Source organism: Collinsella aerofaciens, assembly GCF_015548375.1.
Taxonomy (GTDB): Bacteria; Actinomycetota; Coriobacteriia; order Coriobacteriales; family Coriobacteriaceae; genus Collinsella; species Collinsella aerofaciens_AB.
Genome location: NZ_JADMWW010000002.1, coordinates 173,459 through 192,093 on the forward strand (window position 1 = coordinate 173,459; position 18,635 = coordinate 192,093).

Annotated in this window: 15 protein-coding genes, 1 tRNA gene and 1 riboswitch; of the genes, 1 reads left to right on the forward strand and 15 read right to left on the reverse strand. The window is 60.6% G+C overall.

The genetic code is table 11. From position 1 onward, the window contains the following. Window positions 1-4 precede the first annotated feature (4 nt). From murI to asnB, 4 genes are all read right to left on the reverse strand, one after another. Window positions 5-889 carry a glutamate racemase gene (gene murI / locus I1969_RS02060; protein WP_035137557.1) on the reverse strand — a complete coding sequence of 295 codons (885 nt, stop codon included), beginning with the start codon at window positions 887-889 and terminating at the stop codon, window positions 5-7. A gap of 51 nt (window positions 890-940) precedes the next feature. Then, window positions 941-1,852 carry an HAD family hydrolase gene (locus I1969_RS02065; protein WP_195232427.1) on the reverse strand — a complete coding sequence of 304 codons (912 nt, stop codon included), beginning with the start codon at window positions 1,850-1,852 and terminating at the stop codon, window positions 941-943. Window positions 1,853-1,959: 107 nt separating this feature from the next. Next, on the reverse strand, window positions 1,960-3,522 hold the full coding sequence (locus I1969_RS02070) for a Mur ligase family protein (RefSeq protein ID WP_195232429.1): 1,563 nt from the start codon (window positions 3,520-3,522) through the stop codon (window positions 1,960-1,962). Between the two features lie 112 nt (window positions 3,523-3,634). After that, window positions 3,635-5,515: an asparagine synthase (glutamine-hydrolyzing) gene (asnB, locus tag I1969_RS02075; protein ID WP_117745773.1), complete on the reverse strand. Its 1,881-nt coding sequence runs from the start codon at window positions 5,513-5,515 to the stop codon at window positions 3,635-3,637. 187 nt (window positions 5,516-5,702) lie between these two features. Between asnB and I1969_RS02080 the strand changes: the two genes are divergently transcribed. Further along, window positions 5,703-5,778: transfer RNA gene (locus I1969_RS02080), tRNA-Val, on the forward strand. A gap of 612 nt (window positions 5,779-6,390) precedes the next feature. Here the strand turns inward: I1969_RS02080 and I1969_RS02085 are convergent. The 11 genes from I1969_RS02085 to groES all read right to left on the reverse strand — a co-directional run bounded on the left by I1969_RS02085 (window position 6,391) and on the right by groES (window position 18,363). Continuing rightward, entirely contained in the window at window positions 6,391-7,674 is a 1,284-nt protein-coding gene (locus I1969_RS02085) for an aminotransferase class III-fold pyridoxal phosphate-dependent enzyme (RefSeq protein WP_195232431.1), read from the reverse strand. A gap of 69 nt (window positions 7,675-7,743) precedes the next feature. Further along, on the reverse strand, window positions 7,744-8,724 hold the full coding sequence (argB, locus tag I1969_RS02090; RefSeq protein ID WP_195232433.1) for an acetylglutamate kinase: 981 nt from the start codon (window positions 8,722-8,724) through the stop codon (window positions 7,744-7,746). Window positions 8,725-8,805: 81 nt separating this feature from the next. Next, entirely contained in the window at window positions 8,806-10,074 is a 1,269-nt protein-coding gene (gene argJ, locus I1969_RS02095; RefSeq protein WP_195232435.1) for a bifunctional glutamate N-acetyltransferase/amino-acid acetyltransferase ArgJ, read from the reverse strand. Between the two features lie 134 nt (window positions 10,075-10,208). After that, entirely contained in the window at window positions 10,209-11,279 is a 1,071-nt protein-coding gene (gene argC / locus I1969_RS02100) for an N-acetyl-gamma-glutamyl-phosphate reductase (protein WP_195232437.1), read from the reverse strand. Window positions 11,280-11,544: 265 nt separating this feature from the next. Continuing rightward, window positions 11,545-11,955 (reverse strand): pyridoxamine 5'-phosphate oxidase family protein, encoded by a 411-nt coding sequence (locus I1969_RS02105; RefSeq protein ID WP_195232439.1) that lies wholly within the window; start codon window positions 11,953-11,955, stop codon window positions 11,545-11,547. 44 nt (window positions 11,956-11,999) lie between these two features. After that, complete coding sequence (locus I1969_RS02110; RefSeq protein WP_195232441.1) at window positions 12,000-12,446, reverse strand: pyridoxamine 5'-phosphate oxidase family protein; 447 nt, start codon at window positions 12,444-12,446, stop codon at window positions 12,000-12,002. Between the two features lie 30 nt (window positions 12,447-12,476). Beyond that, window positions 12,477-13,277: an energy-coupling factor transporter transmembrane component T family protein gene (locus I1969_RS02115; RefSeq protein ID WP_195232443.1), complete on the reverse strand. Its 801-nt coding sequence runs from the start codon at window positions 13,275-13,277 to the stop codon at window positions 12,477-12,479. Further along, window positions 13,277-15,181 carry an energy-coupling factor transporter ATPase gene (locus tag I1969_RS02120; RefSeq protein ID WP_195232445.1) on the reverse strand — a complete coding sequence of 635 codons (1,905 nt, stop codon included), beginning with the start codon at window positions 15,179-15,181 and terminating at the stop codon, window positions 13,277-13,279. Before I1969_RS02120 ends, I1969_RS02115 begins: the two co-directional genes overlap by 1 nt. Further along, window positions 15,178-15,768, reverse strand: coding sequence for an ECF transporter S component (locus I1969_RS02125; RefSeq protein WP_229028197.1), 591 nt, complete (start codon window positions 15,766-15,768; stop codon window positions 15,178-15,180). Before I1969_RS02125 ends, I1969_RS02120 begins: the two co-directional genes overlap by 4 nt. 5 nt (window positions 15,769-15,773) lie before the next feature. Further along, a riboswitch (FMN riboswitch) is annotated at window positions 15,774-15,966 on the reverse strand. Window positions 15,967-16,335: 369 nt separating this feature from the next. After that, complete coding sequence (groL, locus tag I1969_RS02130; protein ID WP_006234938.1) at window positions 16,336-17,973, reverse strand: chaperonin GroEL; 1,638 nt, start codon at window positions 17,971-17,973, stop codon at window positions 16,336-16,338. Window positions 17,974-18,069: 96 nt separating this feature from the next. After that, on the reverse strand, window positions 18,070-18,363 hold the full coding sequence (gene groES / locus I1969_RS02135; RefSeq protein ID WP_022094351.1) for a co-chaperone GroES: 294 nt from the start codon (window positions 18,361-18,363) through the stop codon (window positions 18,070-18,072). Between the last annotated feature and the right edge of the window lie 272 nt (window positions 18,364-18,635).

The following is an 18,635-nucleotide window of genomic DNA, read 5'->3' on the forward strand; positions in this document are numbered from 1 at the left end:
ACATCTATTTCAGCTCATCGATATCGATATGTTCGATGCTCTTGAGCGGCTGTCCAAAGATAAAGCTGCCCGCCACCGCAAACTCGGCAATGTTATCGGCCGTCGTGGCAAAACGATGCTGCGGCTCGGCGGCGTCGCCCGCCAGCTGCTCGCGGCGCGTGAGGATATCGGTCAGCTCGCGCGTGGTCTCCTCGGCGGAACTCACGACGCGCACCCCAGGCCCCAGCGCATGCCGGATAGGTCCCACCAACAGCGGAAAATGCGTACAGCCGAGCACCACGGTATCGATACCGTGGTCGCGCAGCGGCTCAACCGTGGCACCCACCAGCGCACGCACGGCAGGCGTATCGAAGATGTCCTCGTTCTCAAGCCACTGTTCCTGCAGATGTGCACCCGAGGCGAGCTCGTGTTCGACAACCTCGACAAAGCTCGAGGCAGGACAGCCGTATACATCGACGCCGGCATCCAGGTCCTGAATGGCGCGCGTGTAGGCGCCCGAGCGAATGGTGAGGTTGGTGGCGAGCACGCCCACGCGACGCGTACGCGTGCTGTTGATTGCCGCACGGGCACCCGGCGCGATCACACCGATCACGGGAACGTCGAGCACCTGCTGGGCCAGACGCAAGGCCGCAGCGGTCGCCGTGTTGCAGGCGATGACCATAATCTTGACGTCGTGCTTCGAAAGCCAACGACCCGCCTGCAACGCAAACGAGCGCACCTCATCCTCGGTACGGGTGCCGTAGGGGCAGCGCTTGGTGTCGCCAAAGTAGTAGACGGACTCGTGCGGCAGCGCCGTCGCAATCGCGCGCGCAACCGTCAGACCGCCCAAACCAGAATCGAACACGCCAATCGGGCGCGTGTCGCCTGCCGGATTCTCGATATCGGACATTACCTCACCAGTCTCTCTCGAAAAGACATGTCCAAGTGCGGCGACGCCGCGCTACGAACGCGCCGCGACCAGCAGCTCTGCCGTCGCCGCCCAACCGTCGACAATTTTGCCGCGCGTAACGAAAGCGTTCTCGCAAGCAGCCAGGAACTCGGGCGCGCCGGCGCTCGTCAGGCCATTCTCGACCAGGCAGAACGTGCCCACGTGATCGGCCATGTAGAAGTCGGACTCGGAGTCGCCGAGCGCCAACGTCTCCTCGCGCTCGATCCCCAGGTGCTCGCAGAAGTGCGCAATGGCGACGCCCTTGTTGAGACCCGCGGGGTTGATGTTGAATGCGCGACCGTCCTCGACGCGATCGAGCTCGAGCGTCGTCGGCTTGGACAGGTGAGTCAGATGGCCGTTGCAAGCCCAGATCAGACCGCAGCCGGCCTCGTCTAGGATGGCCTGGGCCTCATCGTCGGGCACATCGCCGCGCATGCCGACGGTGACCTCACGGTATTTGTAGCCGGTCGACATGTCGTTGTGATACTCGATCTTGTGCGGCCAGCGGGCGAGGATCTTCTCGCACACGCCGGTCTGCTCGATCACCTGGTGCGGAGTAAGGCCGCAGGCGGGGTCGTAAGGCATGTCGCCGGTCAGATACTCCCAATCGTTGGCTTTGAGGTCGTACATGACCAGGCCGCCCATCTCACCAATGTAGGAGTTGAGGCCGAGCACGCGCGCGTCCTCGTGGATCATGGTACGGTTGCGGCCCGAGGTGGGAACCACCTGAATACCAGCGCGAGCGAGCGCCACGACAGCCTCGACGAGTTTGGTCGAGGGGTTGCCGTCGTTGTCGCGCAGCACGCACGAGCCGGGCGCGAGCATCGTGGCATCCAGGTCGGTAAAGACGTACTTGACCTTGGCCAAGCGCTCGCGCATCTCGCCCGAAAGCTCGGCAACGGTCGGCAGGGTGTTGTGGGACATGGTTACTCCGTTTACGTAGAAGGGTTTGGACTTGGACGGCATGTTTTGATTGGGGGAACACGCTTATGGCGACAGCGTACTCAGGGCGCCGCCGCCATCATGGTTCATTAGTCAAACTGGGTAACATCGATCAGGCGATTGGCCAGCGAAAGGTCGCTCTCGATGGGCACGAACTCGTCGCCCACGTGCATGAGCTCCTCGTCACCCTTTGCCAGCAGCAAGACAATGGTGGGAGCATCGGGGTTGACGTACTCCTCGCGCGCCGCCTTGAACGCCGCATGCACAGCGGCTTCGCGATCGAGGATGATCTTGTTCGGCGTATCGTCGGGAACATGTTCGGCAAGCTCGCGACAGACCTTCATCGGGTCCTCGTGAGCTGGATCCTCGTTCGTAAAGATCATCAGGTCGGAATACGGTGCGGCCTCGCGTGGCAATTGCTCGCGGCGCTCCTGAGCCTTGCCGCCGGCGGCGCCAAACAGCGCAATGACGGGGCTAGCGGGAAACGCACGCTTCACCGACGAGAAAAGCGAACGGAACGAAAGCTGGTTGTGCGCGTAGTCGACGACGCAGATCGCGCGGCCGTCCTTCGACTCCACGACCTCCATACGGCCCGGCACGCGCAGTTTGGAGAGGCCCTTCTTGATGGCATCGATACCGATGCCGATCTCGCGCGCGGCGGCGGTAGCGACCAGCGCGTTCTCCACGTTAAAGTCTCCCGCGATACCCAGCAGGATCTTCTCCCCCGCCTCGGACTCGTCGGCACACAGGCCATGCAAGTTGAACTCGATGCTAAAGCCGACCATGCGTACGTCGCTCGCCCACAGGCTTGCCTCGGGATGCTCGACGCCAACGGTCACCAAGCGCTCGGCCGTCGACGCTGTCTCCAGCACACGGTCGACCTCTTCGGTGCCCAGATTCACCACGGCGGTCTTTGCCTGGTCAAAGATCCTGAGTTTGCTCTCAAAATAATCCTCAAACGTGGGGTGTTCAATCGGCGAGATGTGGTCGCGGCCGATGTTGAGGAAGCACGCCACGTCAAACGGCAGATTCTCGACGCGTTGGTACTTGAGCGCCTGGCTCGAGACCTCCATGACCATGGACTGGCGACCGGACGTGCGGCAGTTGGCGATATGGCGCCAGATCTCGGGGGCCTCGGGCGTAGTATTGGTGCTCTCGTAGCACTCGATGCCATCGTCGGTACTCACCGAGCCGATCATGCCGCAGGACTCGCCCGCCGCTTTGATAATCGACTGGAGCATAAAAGCGGCCGTGGTCTTTCCCTTGGTGCCGGTGATGCCCACGATCTTGACGTCGTGGTCGGGACGGTCGTAGACCTCCGGCGGCAACAGGGCCATGGCCGTGCGAACACTATCAACAACCAGCATCGCAGCACCGCTCTCCTGCGCCAGCGGCTCCAGAGACTCGACCAGCGACTCCTCGCACACAAATGCGACGGCGCCCGCATCGAGCGCCATGCTCAAAAACGCGGGCTTAAAGGCAGCACCTTTGCAAAAGAATACGTCACCTGCCGAGACCGCGCGCGAATCAAACGAGCAGCCGGTCACGGCGCGCTCGTCAACCTGCTCTGATGCGCGCAGCTCGCCGCACACATCGAGAAGCTTGGCAAGCGTATCGACCGTGGTCACGGTCGCGGAATCCGAATGGTGCATCTTTCACCTTTCTCAGCCATTTGGCAGGGACGGTTTTTATAGTAACTGAAACGCACCCACGCAAAAACGGCTCCCGGAGGAGCCGTTACGCGCAGGCGTTCGTAAGCCGAGGCTAGGCAGCCTGAACAGCGGGCTGGTCCTCGTCGATAAAGAAGCGCTTGTACCACACCAGGAACACGAGCGGCGTATAGATCTTGCGCTGGAAATCGCCCTTGCCCGCAAAGTGCAGATCGAGCAGGTGCATGAGCTCGTCGGTATTGAAGAACTCACTTGCCCACGGCGCGGTGAAGTACTCCTTGACATAGTCGTACCACTTTTGCTCGCGCAGCCAGTAGACAATCGGCACCGGGAAGCCCACCTTGGGACGGGTGGCCCACTCATCGGGCAGCGACTTGTTGGCAGCGTGGCGGAGTACCTGTTTGTTGCCGTTCTCGTTGATGCGGTAGCGGTCGGGAATGTGCTCGGCGAACTCCATGACTTTGCGGTCCAGGAAGGGCACGCGCAGCTCCAGCGAGTGCGCCATGCACATCTTGTCGGCCTTGAGCAGAATGTCGCCCGGGAGCCACATGTTCATGTCCAGGTACTGCTTCTTGACCAGTTCGGGCTGACCCTTCACGCGTGCGTAGATGGGTGCAGCGAGCTCAAAGGCGCCGTCGCCGGTGTTGTACTCGGGCTTGAGCACGCCGTCGACCTCGCGCTCCGGCCATACCAGAGCCTGTCCCAGGAACGACTTCTCGGGGATCTCGGCACCCTTGACCAGGAAGTTATGGCCCTTGAAGTACGGCATATGCAGCGCCAGGTTACCGAGCGCGCGACGGATGGGCAGCGGCACCATCTTTTTGTACTTGCGCACCGGGACCGTATCCTCGTAGTAGGCGTAGCCGCCAAAGAGTTCGTCGGCGCCTTCGCCCGAAAGCACCACGGTGACGTCCTTGCGGGCCATCTCGGCCAAGAACCACAGCGGCACGGAAGACAGGTTGGACTGCGGCTCGTCCATGTGATACTGGATGTCCTCGAGCGCACCGAAGAACTCGTCGGCGGTAATCATCTTGCGAACGTTTTCGACGCCGAGCTTATCGGAAAGCTCCTTGGCGTAGTTGGTCTCGTTAAAGTTCTTGTAGTCAAAGCCCACCGAGAAGGTCTTGTCGGGCATGAGGCAAGCGGCGATGTAGCTGGAGTCGACGCCACCGGAGAGGAACGACGCGACCTTGACGTCGGCGATACGATGGGCCTCGACACTCTCGTGCACGACCTCGTCCAGCTCATCGACGTACTCCTCGAACGGCTTCTCGACGGCAGAGTAATCGCAATCCCAGTAGCGCTCAATGTTCATCTTGCCGGTCGGGATATCGACGGTAAAGTAGTGCGCCGGCGGCAGCTTGTAGACACCCTCGAAGAAGGTCTCCTCGGTTGCCGAATACTGCAGCGTCATGTACGGACGCAGGGCCTTTTTGTTGACCGCCTTGTGGAAGTGCGGGTAGTCCAGGAAGCTCTTGATCTCGGAACCAAAGAGCACGCCCGGAGCGCCGTCGCCCGCATCGGCCATGGGATAGTAATAGAGCGGCTTGATGCCAAAGATGTCACGGGCGCCAAAAAGCTTGTTCTTCTTTTTGTCCCAGATGACGAAGGCGTACATACCGCGCAGGCGATCGAGGACGGCCTCGCCCCACTCCTCGTAGCCGTGCAGGAGGCTCTCGGTGTCGGCGCCGCAATGGAACTTGTAGCCCTTGGCTTCGAGCTCGGAACGGAGTTCTTGGAAGTTGTAGATCTCACCGTTGAAGACAATGACGACGCTACCGTCCTCGTTGGCCATAGGTTGGGCGCCAGCCTCGGTCAGGTCGAGGATCGACAGGCGGCGGAAGCCGAGGGCAACGCGGCCGTCGATAAACTGACCGCCCATGTCGGGACCGCGATGGACGATGCGGTCCATCATCTTGGTGAGCACCTCGGATTGGTTATCCGTCCCACCGACAAAACCGACAAAACCGCACATATACTATCCCCTCTGCTGTTGCTGGGCATCAAATCGAATCAGTAGCTTTTGAGTATACCCGAGGGCGTAAAGAGGGGCGGAATGTTCAGGCAATCTCAACTGAATCAGCTCCGCTGCGACACGTGCCAGTTACCTTTAATGGATATGAGATGAATGAGGCGATTGTTTTGCTATACTCTCTCCGCACGGGCGATTGGCGCAACGGTTAGCGCAGGTGCTTTACACGCACAAGGCTGGGGGTTCGAATCCCTCATCGCCCACCACTGAATTGGAAACGGTCCTCGCAAGGGGACCGTTTTGTTTGCGCCCATTTCATGGGATTCGAACCCGCCAGGGTGCGGAGCTGAGGAAACGCGAAGCGTTTTCCAGCGCAGCACGCGAGGGCCGCAGGCCCGAAGCGGAAGCGGGCGGCGCCAGCCGCACGCGGACATCCCTCATCGCCCACCACTGATTTGATAGGCTCCCAGCAATGGGAGCCTTTCTTTTTTGGGCCCATCGCAGAGGGATTCGAACCCCACAGCTCACTCGTTTCAAGGGCAGTGGTCAAAAAATGCCAAATATGAGTACTGCTACCTCTTTTGTAACAGCATTTTCGAGGTCCCAAAGGGCAAATCTGACATCAAAGCAACGGCTAACGGTCCAGATGAGCATGTTTTCTGACAGCAAAACTGGACATATGCGGTCCAATTCGTCAAATTGTGTCTAATTTATATGCTACAGAATTAGTGCCCGTACTCATATTTGGCATTTTTTGACCAGAGGGACTTTTGACCATCGCAAATCAGCAACAAAACGGGCTCCGGATCGCCAAATCATGCCGCATATGACACACCCAGCAGTCCGGAACCCGATCCAAATTGAGTTATTACGCTGCGTTAGCCCAAGACACCCGACAGGATCTCGATCAGACTGTCCACGTCGGCTTCCTCGCAGACGAGCGGCGGCAAGAAACGCAGCGTATGAGCACCCGTAGCGTTAATCACGGCACCGGCGGCCAGCGCGCGGGCAACAATATCATGTGCGTCACCCGCGGCATCATCCAAATCACAGCCGAGCATCAGGCCACGGCCACGCACCTCTACCACATGCGGAAGCTTAGCCAGCGCCTGCTCCATATAGGCGCCCACCTTGGCAGCATGCTCGGCATAATCGCCACGCACAAGCGCGGAGAGCGTCGCGGCACACGCCGCGATGGGCAAGCAGCTACCGCCAAAGGTCGAGCCATGGTCGCCCGGCTTAAACACGTCGGCAATCTCCTTCTTTGCCACGACGGCACCCATGGGCACGCCGTCGGCAATGCCCTTGGCAAGGCTCATGATGTCGGGCTCCACGTCATAGGTTTGGAACGCAAATGGCTTGCCGGAGCGGAAGATGCCGCACTGGACCTCGTCGGCGATAAGCACGGCGCCCACTTCGTGTGCCAGGTCGCGCGCTGCCGCCATAAACTCCTCGGTCATAGGGTGCACGCCACTCTCACCCTGGATCGGTTCGAGCATTACAGCGCATATTTCACTGCCCAGCTGCTTAAAGATCGCACGCAGTTCATCGACATCGTTGGGCGTGCAGGCCACAAAGCCACCCGGCAGCGGGCGGAAGCTGTCCTGCAGCCAATCCTGCATGGTGGCGGCAATGGTCTCGAGCGTACGGCCGTGGAAGCCGCCGCGCATGCACACGATGGTGTTGCCGCCATTACCGGCACGCTTGGCGTACAGGCGCGCGAGCTTCATCGAGCCCTCGTTGGCCTCGGCGCCAGAGTTGGCAAAGAAGGTCTCCCAAACCTGCTCATCCGCAGCCGGGGCACCAAGAGCAGCTGCCGTGGTCTCATCGCCGGCGGCAATGGCATCGGCAAGCACGCGCGCACCATCTACGTCGTCGTTAGCAAGCTTGGACAGCAGCGCCGCGACCTGTCCGCGCTGCTCAATGTAGAAGTAATTGGAGACATGCATGAGCTTTTTGGTCTGTGCCTCGAGCGCCGAGAGCACAGCCGGGTCGCCATGACCTAGGCTGCACACGCCGATGCCGGCAAGAAAGTCGAGGTACTCACGGCCATCGTCGCCGGTGAGCTTCATGCCGTGACCCTCGACAAACTCGACCGGAGAGCGGCCAAAGGTATGCATAACGTAATGGGATTCAAGCGATTGCTGAGCTGCAAGTGACATGGGATGCCTTTCGTTGGGCGCCAGACGGCGCGGGGCTATGGGTGGAGGAATGGGGCGGCTGCGGGTCAGCTAGACCGTCTGAAGCTTCTCGACCTCGTCAAGGTTTTCGGTCAGACGCGCAGCAAACGTCGAAAGCGGATGCGGATGCGTATCGAACTCGTAAGCCGTCTCGGTGGAATGGATCACGGTGCCGACGCCGGCATCGGTCAGCAGCTCCAGGAGCAGCGAATGCGGCGTAGTACCGTTAATGATGTGGGCACGAAATACGCCGCCGGTAAGCGCATCGACGGCCGCGCGCAGCTTGGGAATCATGCCCTTATCGACCTCGCCGCCGTAGAGCATTTCGTTAACCTCGTCGAGCGTTAGGTTGGAGATAAGCGAGTCCTTGTCGCTAAAGTCCTTGTACAGGCCATCGACATCGGTCAAAAAGATCGCCTTATGCGCGTGGAGCGCCGCGGCAACGGCACCGGCGGCGGTGTCGGCGTTGATGTTGAAGAAACCGCCGTCCTCCCCCGCCGCGACGGTAGCGATGACGGGGATGTACTCGCTATCGAGTAAGCGCTCGATATAGTCGGTGTTGACGTGCATCACTTTGCCCACGCGACCGAGCTCGGGGTCGAGCGGCTCGGCGATGAGCGTGCCGGCATCGCTGCCCGACACGCCCACGGCCAGGTTGCCGTGGTGGTTGATGGCAGCAACCAGCTCCTGGTTAACCTTGCCGCCCAGCACCTCGCGCACGATATCCATAGTCGCCGGCGTGGTCACGCGCTGGCCGTTCTTAAACTCGACGGGAATATCGTAATGGCTCAGCGCCTCGTTGATAGCCTTGCCGCCGCCGTGCACGATGACGGGGCGCATACCGATGATCTTGAGCAAAACGATGTCGCTCATCACGTCGCGGCGCAGCTGCTCATCAACCATGGCGGCTCCGCCATATTTGATAACAACCGTCTTGCCGGTCAGGTTCTTAATCCACGGCAGCGCTTCGAACAGCAGCTGCGCGGTTGCTTCGTTGGATTCGCTCGAACGACAATCGCGTGCGAATTTCATAATCTGCCTCGTCTTTCGTATCGTTATCGCGCCGTGCTCCGCTGTCCGCAATCGCGGCAAGATGCGCAGCGTGCCTGGAATCTAGGAACGGTAGTCGCCGTTGATGGAGATGTATTCATGCGTGAGGTCGCAGGTCCACACGGTCGTTGCCGCGTCGCCTGCGCCCAGGTCGGCCGAGATCACGATCTCGGGCGCCTCGAAACGTCGTAGAGCCTCGTCCTCGTCAAAGCGAACAGTCAGACCGTCGCGACAGACGGGCATGCCCATCATGTCGATGGAAACGTCTTCCTGATTAAACTTCACGCCGCACTTGCCAAGCGCCATGGCAACGCGGCCCCAGTTGCAGTCGTGGCCGGCGATGCAGGTCTTAACGAGCGGCGAGTTGGCAACGGCACGAGCGGCGATATCAGCTTCCTCGTCGTTGGCGGCTCCGGTAACGTTGACCGTAACAAGCTTGGATGCGCCCTCACCATCGGCGGCGATATTGCGCGCCAGGCTCTCGCACACCTCGTGCACGGCAAATGCCAACTCGTCGAAGGCATCGGAGCCCTCGACGATAGGCTCGGCATCTGCGGCAGCGGCGCCGGAGGCAAGCATGATGCAGGTGTCGTTGGTCGAGGTGTCGGAATCGACCGTTACCTTGTTAAAGGTCTGCTTGACGGTCGAGAGCAGCAGGGCATGAAGTGCCGCAGGCTCGACGGGGGCATCGGTGGTGATAACTGCGATCATGGTGGCCATATTGGGCATGATCATGCCCGAGCCCTTGCACATGCCGCCTACCGTATAGACATTGCCCGCATGACCCGCAGCCTCACTGACGTAGGACACGGCGTACTCCTTGGAGTGCGTGTCGGTCGTCATGATGGCGCGAGCGGCATCGGCGCCACCGTGGGCGGAGAGCGCCTCGTAGGCAGCAGGAATGGCTGTCTCAAACGTGTCGATCGGCAGAATCTGGCCAATCACACCCGTGGAGGCAACCAGGATCTGCTGGGGTTCGCAGCCGATAACCTGCGATGCGATGTTGCAGGTCTCGCGCGCGCAGGCAAGGCCGGTCTCGCCCGTGGCGGCGTTCGCGTTGCCGGAGTTGATTGAAACACCGGCGATGATACCGTAGCCCTTGTCCGCACCGCCCAGGTTGGCACGGCTCACCTGCACGGGCGCCGCGCAAAAGCGGTTGGTCGTAAACACGCCGGCGCCGGGACAGGGTTTATCGGGCATGACGAGCGCATAGTCTAAGCGCTCGGGATTCTTCCGGAATCCCGCATGGATGCCTGCGGCCTTAAAGCCGGCCGCTGCCGTAACGCCACCCTCGACGGCGCGAATCTTGATATCAATCAGGTCGGTATTCATCGTCTTTATGACTCCTTATGTCAAACAAAAAACGGACATCGGTTGGTGCGCCATGCCAGTCGCAATCATGAGACCAGCTTAAAAGTGGCGCCCCACTCGATGCCCGACTACCAAATCGTTAACAATCGAATGTGCTACACCGGGCACGCCACTGTGGGCAAGCCTCGTCGCTCGTCAAAGCCAAAGACGATATTGGCGCACTGGACTGCTTGGCCCGCAGCGCCCTTGCACAAATTGTCGATGGCGCCCGTCGCCACCAGCACGCCCGCGCGCTTGTTGAACGCAAGGCCAATCTGGGCGGCGTTGGTGCCGACGACCGAAGCCGTCTTGGGCTGCTGGCCGGCATCGAGCACGCGCACAAAGGTGCGTCCAGCGTAGAACTGCTTGTAATAGTCGACAACGTCCTCAAGGATCAAGGTATCGATAGCCTGCGGCGCAAGCGGCATCGTTACCGTAGAGAGTAGACCGCGCTTGAGGGGTGCCAGGTGCGGGGTAAAGACGACGCGATCTGTTAGACCAAGGATTTGCTCGATTTCGGGCGTGTGACGATGCTTGCCCACGCCGTAGGCCTCCAAATTCTCGTCGGCGCTGCAAAAATGCGTACGAGCGTTGCAGGACTTGCCGGCACCCGTCACACCGCTGATGGCATCGACAATCACGGGACCGTTCTCGGCCACCCAGCCCGCACGCACGGCAGGAGCGGCAGCAAGGCTCGTTGCGGTGGGATAGCAGCCGGCGCAGGCGACCAACACGGGCCTGCCAGCAGCATGGCTGGAAGCAGCGGTCTCCAAGTCCTGGCAGAACAGCTCGGGCAGGCCGAAGGCACGTGTCTTGAGTAGCTCGGGGCTCGTGTGCTCGGCGGCATACCATGCCTCAAACACGGCCGGATCGCTCAGGCGGTAATCGGCCGAAAGATCAAAGCAGGAAACGTCTGCGGCAAGCAGGGCGGGCACCTGCGCCATGGCGGCGGTGTGCGGCACGGCCAAAAATACCGCGTCGCAGTTCTTGAGCTCGGGGGCATCATGCGTCGTGAAGACAAGATCGCTTACGCCGGTGAAGCTCGGGTACACCGCAGACAACGGCTGGCCGGCATCGGCGTTGGACGTAATGGCGACAAGTTCAAACTCGGGATGACCGAGCACGAGGCGAATGAGCTCGGCTCCGGCATATCCAGCCGCGCCGACGATTCCAACCTTCAAAGACATATCAGACTCCTTATCTGCGATTTATGCACCGATGCGCATTTCGCAGCGGTCGTTATGAAGTGGGTTGAAACTTTAGCACCAAAAGATGCATGAATACGTAAATGGCTTGCATATTCATGCATTGAAACATTCCCGACACATTCGCTTGAAGGAATTGACAAATGGAGCGGGCCCCATATTACCCAGTGCACCTTACGGTGACGTTGCAATGTGGGGCCCGCTATATGCGAGAATTTGAATTGTCGAAGCTTGCTGAGAGACTCGTTTAGAGCTCGACCGGCACCCATTCGTCGTGATTGCAGATAAAGGCCTCGGGTTCCTCCACGCTAAAGAAGACGAGCGTGGGGTCGTTAGGCCCCTCATAGTGCTCGCTCAAGCGCTCAAGATGTTTCCATCCAGCCTCGCGCATATCGGGAGCGGCCTGGTCATCCAGACCCGCATGCCCGCGCAAGATGAGCCAGCCATGGCCCGGCCACCAACTCGTGGCCTCAAAGCGCTGATTTTGCAGCAGCTCTTGCCACACGTCTTTGGTGCGCGCCGTCACAAACCACAGCTTACCGTCCTGAATCTGTGCAAACGAGAACGGACGTACATGTGGCTGCCCGTCCACGCTCGTCGCCAAGTACCACGCCGGCACCGACGTCAGATACTCCAAAACCGTATTCAATCCGTCCACGTTTCCTCCTGTACTAGCCAGTTTGAGAGCCTGGTTTGTGTGAGCTAGAGCTCCAGGCGCTCCTCGCTGCCGTCGATATCACAGAAGCGGGCGACGATATTGCGGACCGAGAAAAACGCAAGGCGGCCGTCGTTGGCACTATCGTGTTGCTCGCCAATGCCCACCATGTGCTTAAAACCCGCTTGACGCACCTTGTCGCTCGCAGCTGCGTCGTCCTCAAGTGCGGCTTCGCCGGTCAACACGATCCAACATTCCCCCGGCTTCCAGCCCGATACTTCAAACTTGGGATTCGCACTCAGCTCCGCCCACACATCCTTATCGCGCGACGTGCAAAACCACAACTTACCGTCATCGACCATGGCAAACGAAAACGGTCTCACGCGGGGCTGATGTCCGTCGGCCACATCGGTCGTGGCCAGATACCACGCCGGAATGCGCCTGAGATACGAACAGGCGCGCTCAAGCTGAGCCGTGCGGTCGTTGTCGGTCATAGGGACCCCTTTCTTGCGCTCGAATCGCGCCTAAACAAGTTGAAGATTGATGCCGATGACGCAGATGAGCAGCAGCGCCGTCACCACCGCAGCCAACGCATCGCCGCGGCCAAATGCAAGCGCATGCAGACGTGTGCGGCCCTGCTCGCCGTGATAGCAGCGTGCATCCATGGCAGCAGACAGCGTCTCGGCATGACGGAACACGCCGGTGAACAGCGGAATCGCCACACTGCCGAGCATGCGTACGCCACCGAGCGGACCGCCCGTTACGCGTGCACCGCGGCTCGCCTGCGCATCGGCCGTCTGCTTCATCTCGGTGGCGAACTGCGGCATAAAGCGCAACGCGATACCCATAATCATGCCGAGCTCGTGCGCAGGAAGTCCCACACGCGCAAACGGTGCGAGCAGACGCTCAAAGCCCGCGGTGAGGTCGAGCGTCGGCGTAGTGAGCGTAATGGCACTCATGCCGGCCATCATCAACGTCAGGCGGCACGCCATAAAGGCGGCAGAACGCAGTGAGCCCTCGCTTATCTGCAGAAAACCGAGCTGCCACAAGATGCGCCCACTCTGATCGGTAAACAAGTTGAGCACCGCGACCACGACGACGATTGCCAGCAGCGGCGCCATCGATGATAGGACCCGGCGCAACGGCACCCGGGACACGGCATAGATCAGCACGACGAAAATTGCGACAGGGGCCAGTCCGCGGAAGCCACTGACCGTGAGCGTCGTGATCAGAAACACAAAGCCCAAGAGCAACTTGGTTCGCGGGTCCAGGCGGTGGATTGCACTATCGCCGGGATAGTAACTACCAAACGAAAACGCCTCCATCAGCAGCCCTCCTCTCGCGCGACCGTCTTGGATTTAGCAATGTCCGCGACGTTAGAAGGACCGTCCGAGCGACCGATTAGCAGGTCCACCAACTCGTCTGTCAGCGACTCAACCGTATAGAGGCCGTCAAAGCGCAGTGGCACATCTGCCTTCGCAAGCGCCAGCGCCATACGCTGGGCAGCGGGAACACCCAAGCCGATTGATTTAAGCTCATCCGCATGCGCAAAAACCTGAGCGGGCGTGCCTTCGGCAAACACCGCGCCCTCGTTCATCACGACGATGCGGTCGCAGCAATTGGCCAGGTCATCCATGCTGTGCGAAACCATGACAACGGTCAGGCCCTCGCGATGGAGTCGATCGATGAGCCCTAAGAAATCCCTGCGCGCAGCCGGGTCGAGCCCCGCCATGGGTTCATCGAGCACCAGGACTTCGGGCTCCATGGCGAGCACGCCGGCGAATGCCACACGCCGTTGCTGACCGCCCGAAAGCTCAAAGGGACTCTTGTCGCCGACCGTGGAAAGGTCGAGGCCCACGCGCGAGAGCGACGACTCGACACGACGGTCGACTTCATCTTGCGGCAAGCCAAGGTTGTGCGGACCAAATGCCACGTCCTGTGCCACGGTCTCGGCAAACAGCTGACGCTCTGGATACTGAAACACCACGCCGACCTTTGCCTTAACCGCGGCGGCGTCTTTCTTGCTTGATAGGTCGAGCCCCAGCGCGTAAACGCTCCCCTCCTGCGGGCGGATTAATCCGTTGAGGTGCTGGACCAGTGTGGATTTACCCGAACCGGTATGGCCTGCTAGCCCCAGGAACTCGCCGCGGCGCACCGTCAAAGACACGTCGCGCAGTGCCCACGGACTGCTAGGGTCGTTTCCCCAAAGAGCCTGTTTGTTCGATTTGCCCGCAGCGGCCGAGCGCTTATGCCAGCGACGGCGCTCGCGGGCGCTCAGCGAATAGCTATACGAAAGGTGCGAAATCTCGATGACGGGCTCCAGCGCGTCTGCGCCATCGATTGCAGAGGAGACGTTGTCGGGGATACGAGAATCGGATGCGAAAGGCCGCCCGGCGATGCCTGTCCCACTCCACTTGGTATAAGCCTGCGCTATATCGGCGACCATATCCGCCTCGCGCACCCGTGCGCAAATGGGCACGCCCTTCGCGCGAAGCGCCCTGCCAAGACAGCACGATGCCGGCATATCCAGGTTCAGCCGCGCGAGTTCGTCCGCCCGCGTCAAGATCTCCTCGGGCGTACCGAGCATGGCAACGCGGCCCGTCTGGAAGACAGCAACGCGATCGGCCTCAGCGGCCTCTTCCATAAAGTGCGTAATCATCACGATGGTCATGCCGCGTTCGTGCAGCGCGTGACAGGCCTTCATAAGGCCCTTGCGCCCGCGCGGATCGAGCATCGAGGAGGCCTCATCCAAGATGAGCACGCGCGGCTCCATGGCGAGCACGCCGGCAAGCGCCACGCGCTGCTTTTGTCCGCCCGAAAGAGCGTGGGTCTCGTGGCGCTTAAAGCCCACCAGACCCACGGCCTTCAGCGCCTCGCGCACGCGCTGCGCAATCTGGGCCGATTCGACCCCTAAGTTCTCGGGACCAAACGCAACATCGTCCTCGACAAGCGTCGCCACCAGCTGATCATCCGGGTTCTGGAACACCATGCCCGCAGTCGAACGGATGTCGTAGACCAGCTCGGGATCGGACGCGTCCATGCCGTTGACGTACACCGTTCCCGCATCGGGCTGAAGCAGCGCATTCAGGTGCTTGGCAAACGTCGACTTGCCCGACCCATTACCACCGAGGATGCAGAAAAACTCGCCATCCTCGATGTTCAGGTCGACGCCGTCGAGCGCCGGTGCAGCACCGTCATAGCTAAAGGAAACGCCCCGACACTCAATCATGCGCGGCCTTTGACCTGGTCCTTTTTAGGCGTGATGAGGTTGGAGACCGCCTTGTACACCGCCAGCGTCAACACCGAGTTGAGCACGGTCTTGATGAGGTTGAACGGCAGTACGGCGGGAAGCATGAGCGGGGCGATCGCATCGACCGAGCCATACCAGAACCAAACGCCAATGGTAAGGTTTGCGACCATAGACAGCGCCGTAGCGGCAATGACGCCGAGCACCAGGCCAATCACGGCACCCTTATAGGTGTGCATCTTCTGGTAGACGATAGCCGCGGGCAGAATAAAGCCTAGCGTAGCAACCAAGTTCATAAGCGCACCAACCCAATCGCCCGTGGTAAGCGCATGGATGACGATCGCCATGGCGGCGACGGCAGTGCCGGCACCAGGGCCGTACGCAAACCCGCACACCATCGCCGGCACCAGCGACGGGTCATACGTCAAAAACGGCGCCGAAGGAAGGATGGGCAGCTGCACGTACATAAACAGGGCGCCCAAGGCGCACATCAGCGCCATGGTAACGAGCTGTTTGGTGCTCCACCTATTCGTGTTCTCAAAATGGATATGCTGCGACTGTTCAGACATAAGATCACCTGCCTCTTTCATCCGGACTCTAACCGTTGGTACTGGGATCTCACCAGTTCAGCCGGCATGCGAACCAACACACGCACGGGTCGCGGACTCATCGGCTCAGTCGCAGGCACCTCGCCTGCTCCACGGCGCCCCTTTGGCACCGCCCGATTTACCGCCAGTGGGGAATTCCACCCCGCCCTGAAACAGCAATTGCAAGTGTAGCACCAGTAGGCTTTCGCGCAAGTATGCCATGGGTAATTTATGGCGGGGACCAGTTACCGCAACAACCACGTTCCCCACCCGTCCCAAAGTAACGCGCCTTTCGCGGCAAAGCCGCGAAACAGCGACCGGGACACGTATCCCCATCAGCCACGATCTCCGCCCACGCCGACCTCAAGGCCGTAAACGCAGGGGATCCGGGGGCGTGACGGGGCTTCTCTCCGGAACATTCCGCAGGACGCAAAGAGGCTCCGCAGCGCGAAGCGCGATGCGGAGCCTCTTTGCATGTCCGAGGACGTTCCGGAGAGAAGCCCCGTCACGCCCCCGGATTCCCGGTGGGAGTTCTAGACCTTGTCGGCCTTAGTACATACCGCCGCCCTGCTGACCAGCGGTAGCAGCAGCGATAGCGTCCTCAAGCTGAGTGTTCTTGGGCACATCGGAGACGGTAGCCTCGGTGATGAGGATCAGGCTGGCGACAGAAGCAGCGTTCTGCAGGGTGACGCGGCTGACCTTGACGGGGTCGAGGACGCCCATCTCGATCATGTCGCCCCACTCGCCGTTGGCAGAGTTGAGACCCTGGCCGGCGGGCAGCTCGGCAACCTTGTCGACCACGACAGCGCCCTCAAAGCCAGCGTTCTTGGCGATGGTAGCGACCGGAGCGGTCAGAGCCTTCTTGACGATGTCGACGCCGATCTTCTCCTCGGGGTCGTCGATCTCGACAGCGTCGAGCGCAGGAGCAGCGTCCATGAAAGCGACGCCACCGCCGGCGACGATGCCCTCCTCGACAGCAGCGCGGGTAGCCTGCAGGGCATCCTCGACGCGGTGCTTGATCTCCTTGAGCTCGGACTCGGTAGCAGCGCCGACCTTGATGACGGCAACGCCGCCGGAGAGCTTGGCCAGGCGCTCCTGGAGCTTCTCGCGGTCGAAGTCAGAGGTGGTGTTCTCCATCTCGCCCTTGATCTGAGCGATACGAGCGTCGATGGCCTCCTTGGAGCCAGCGCCGCCGACGACGACGGTGTTGTCCTTGGAGATGGTGACGGACTTAGCGGTACCGAGCATATCGGCGGTGATGTCGGCGACCTTCACGCCCAGCTCGTCCAGGGCAGCCTGGCCACCGGTGAGGACGGCGATGTCCTCGAGGATGCGCTTACGGCGATCGCCGTAGCCCGGAGCCTTGACGGCGCAGACGTTGAGAGCGCCACGGATCTTGTTGAGGACCAGGGTAGGCAGAGCCTCGCCGTCGATGTCCTCAGCGATGATGAGCAGGCCGCGGCCAGCGCGCTGGACAGCCTCGAGAACGGGCATGATGTCCTGAACGCTGGAGATCTTCTGGTCGGTGATGAGGATGTACGGATCCTTCATCACGGCCTCCATGCGGTCGTTATCCGTGACGAAGTAAGCGGAGACATAGCCCTTGTCGAACTGCATGCCCTCGACGGTGTCGATGGTGATGTCGAACGTCTGGGAATCCTCGACGGTGATGACGCCGTCCTTGCCCACGACCTCCATGGCCTCGGCGATCTTCTCGCCGACCTCGGGGTCACCGGCGGAGATGGTACCGACGGAAGCAATCTGCTCCTTGGTCTCGACCGGCTTGGCCTGCTTCTTCATCTCGGCGACGGCGGCGTTGACGGCCTTGTCGATGCCGCGACGGATGGCCAGCGGGTTAGCGCCAGCAGCAACGTTGCGCAGACCGTCGTTGACGATGGCCTGAGCGAGCAGGGTTGCGGTGGTGGTGCCGTCACCCACGGTGTCGTTGGTCTTGGTGGCGACCTCCTTCACCAGCTGGGCGCCCATGTTCTCGATGTTGTCCTCGAGCTCAATCTCCTTGGCGACGGAAACGCCGTCGTTGGTGATGGTCGGAGCACCGAACGTACGCTGCAGCGCAACGTAGCGACCCTTGGGGCCCATGGTGACGGTAACGGCGTCGGCCAGAGTGTTGACGCCCTTGGCAAGCTTAGCGCGGGCATCGGTGTTGAACGTAATGTTCTTTGCCATGGTAGGTAATCCTCCAAAAGAAATGTGACTCGCGTCGCCGCTTCCGAGTCCTATGCGGCGGGCGCGTTCAAAGACGAATCAGAGATTCTGACGAGACTAGGCCTCGACGACAGCGTAGATGTCGTCGGCGCGCATCAGCAGATACTTCTCGCCGTCGACCTTGACCTCGTTGCCGCCGAACTTACCGTAGATGACAACGTCGCCAACCTTGACGTCCATGGGGATGCGCTCACCCTTGTCGTTGACCTTGCCGGCGCCCACGGCAACGATGGTGCCGCGCTGCGGCTTCTCCTGAGCGTTGCTGGCGATATACAGACCAGAAGCGGTCTTCTGCTCGGCCTCGTCGGGCTTGACCAGAACACGATCTGCAAGCGGCTTCAAAGACGACATGCTTGTCTCCTCCTTTTTGGGCCGCGCGGTTATACCACGCGAATTAACCCTTTTTGTTTGCGTACGCGTTGAATGGTACCCACGAATGGCGGGTTATACAACACGGAGTCAAAAAATCTTATTTTTTGGCACTTAGATTTTCTGAATGCCGGGGGATAACTTAGCAGTGGCTCCCGGGGCGGACCGGAGGGCATGAAGTTTGCTGCTCTACAGTCCTGCGCAAGACGGAAAGCACATTAAGTGCTTTCCTTTGCGTGCGGAACTCGCGACAA

Coding starts and splice junctions, on each gene's coding strand:
- I1969_RS02065 (WP_195232427.1), bottom strand. CDS start 1,852: ATGTCCCACAACACCCTGCCGACCGTTGCCGAGCTTTCGGGCGAGATG.
- I1969_RS02110 (WP_195232441.1), bottom strand. CDS start 12,446: ATGACCGACAACGACCGCACGGCTCAGCTTGAGCGCGCCTGTTCGTAT.
- argC (WP_195232437.1), bottom strand. CDS start 11,279: ATGTCTTTGAAGGTTGGAATCGTCGGCGCGGCTGGATATGCCGGAGCC.
- groL (WP_006234938.1), bottom strand. CDS start 17,973: ATGGCAAAGAACATTACGTTCAACACCGATGCCCGCGCTAAGCTTGCC.
- argJ (WP_195232435.1), bottom strand. CDS start 10,074: ATGAATACCGACCTGATTGATATCAAGATTCGCGCCGTCGAGGGTGGC.
- I1969_RS02115 (WP_195232443.1), bottom strand. CDS start 13,277: ATGGAGGCGTTTTCGTTTGGTAGTTACTATCCCGGCGATAGTGCAATC.
- I1969_RS02120 (WP_195232445.1), bottom strand. CDS start 15,181: ATGATTGAGTGTCGGGGCGTTTCCTTTAGCTATGACGGTGCTGCACCG.
- I1969_RS02085 (WP_195232431.1), bottom strand. CDS start 7,674: ATGTCACTTGCAGCTCAGCAATCGCTTGAATCCCATTACGTTATGCAT.
- groES (WP_022094351.1), bottom strand. CDS start 18,363: ATGTCGTCTTTGAAGCCGCTTGCAGATCGTGTTCTGGTCAAGCCCGAC.
- I1969_RS02070 (WP_195232429.1), bottom strand. CDS start 3,522: ATGCACCATTCGGATTCCGCGACCGTGACCACGGTCGATACGCTTGCC.
- murI (WP_035137557.1), bottom strand. CDS start 889: ATGTCCGATATCGAGAATCCGGCAGGCGACACGCGCCCGATTGGCGTG.
- I1969_RS02125 (WP_229028197.1), bottom strand. CDS start 15,768: ATGTCTGAACAGTCGCAGCATATCCATTTTGAGAACACGAATAGGTGG.
- asnB (WP_117745773.1), bottom strand. CDS start 5,515: ATGTGCGGTTTTGTCGGTTTTGTCGGTGGGACGGATAACCAATCCGAG.
- argB (WP_195232433.1), bottom strand. CDS start 8,724: ATGAAATTCGCACGCGATTGTCGTTCGAGCGAATCCAACGAAGCAACC.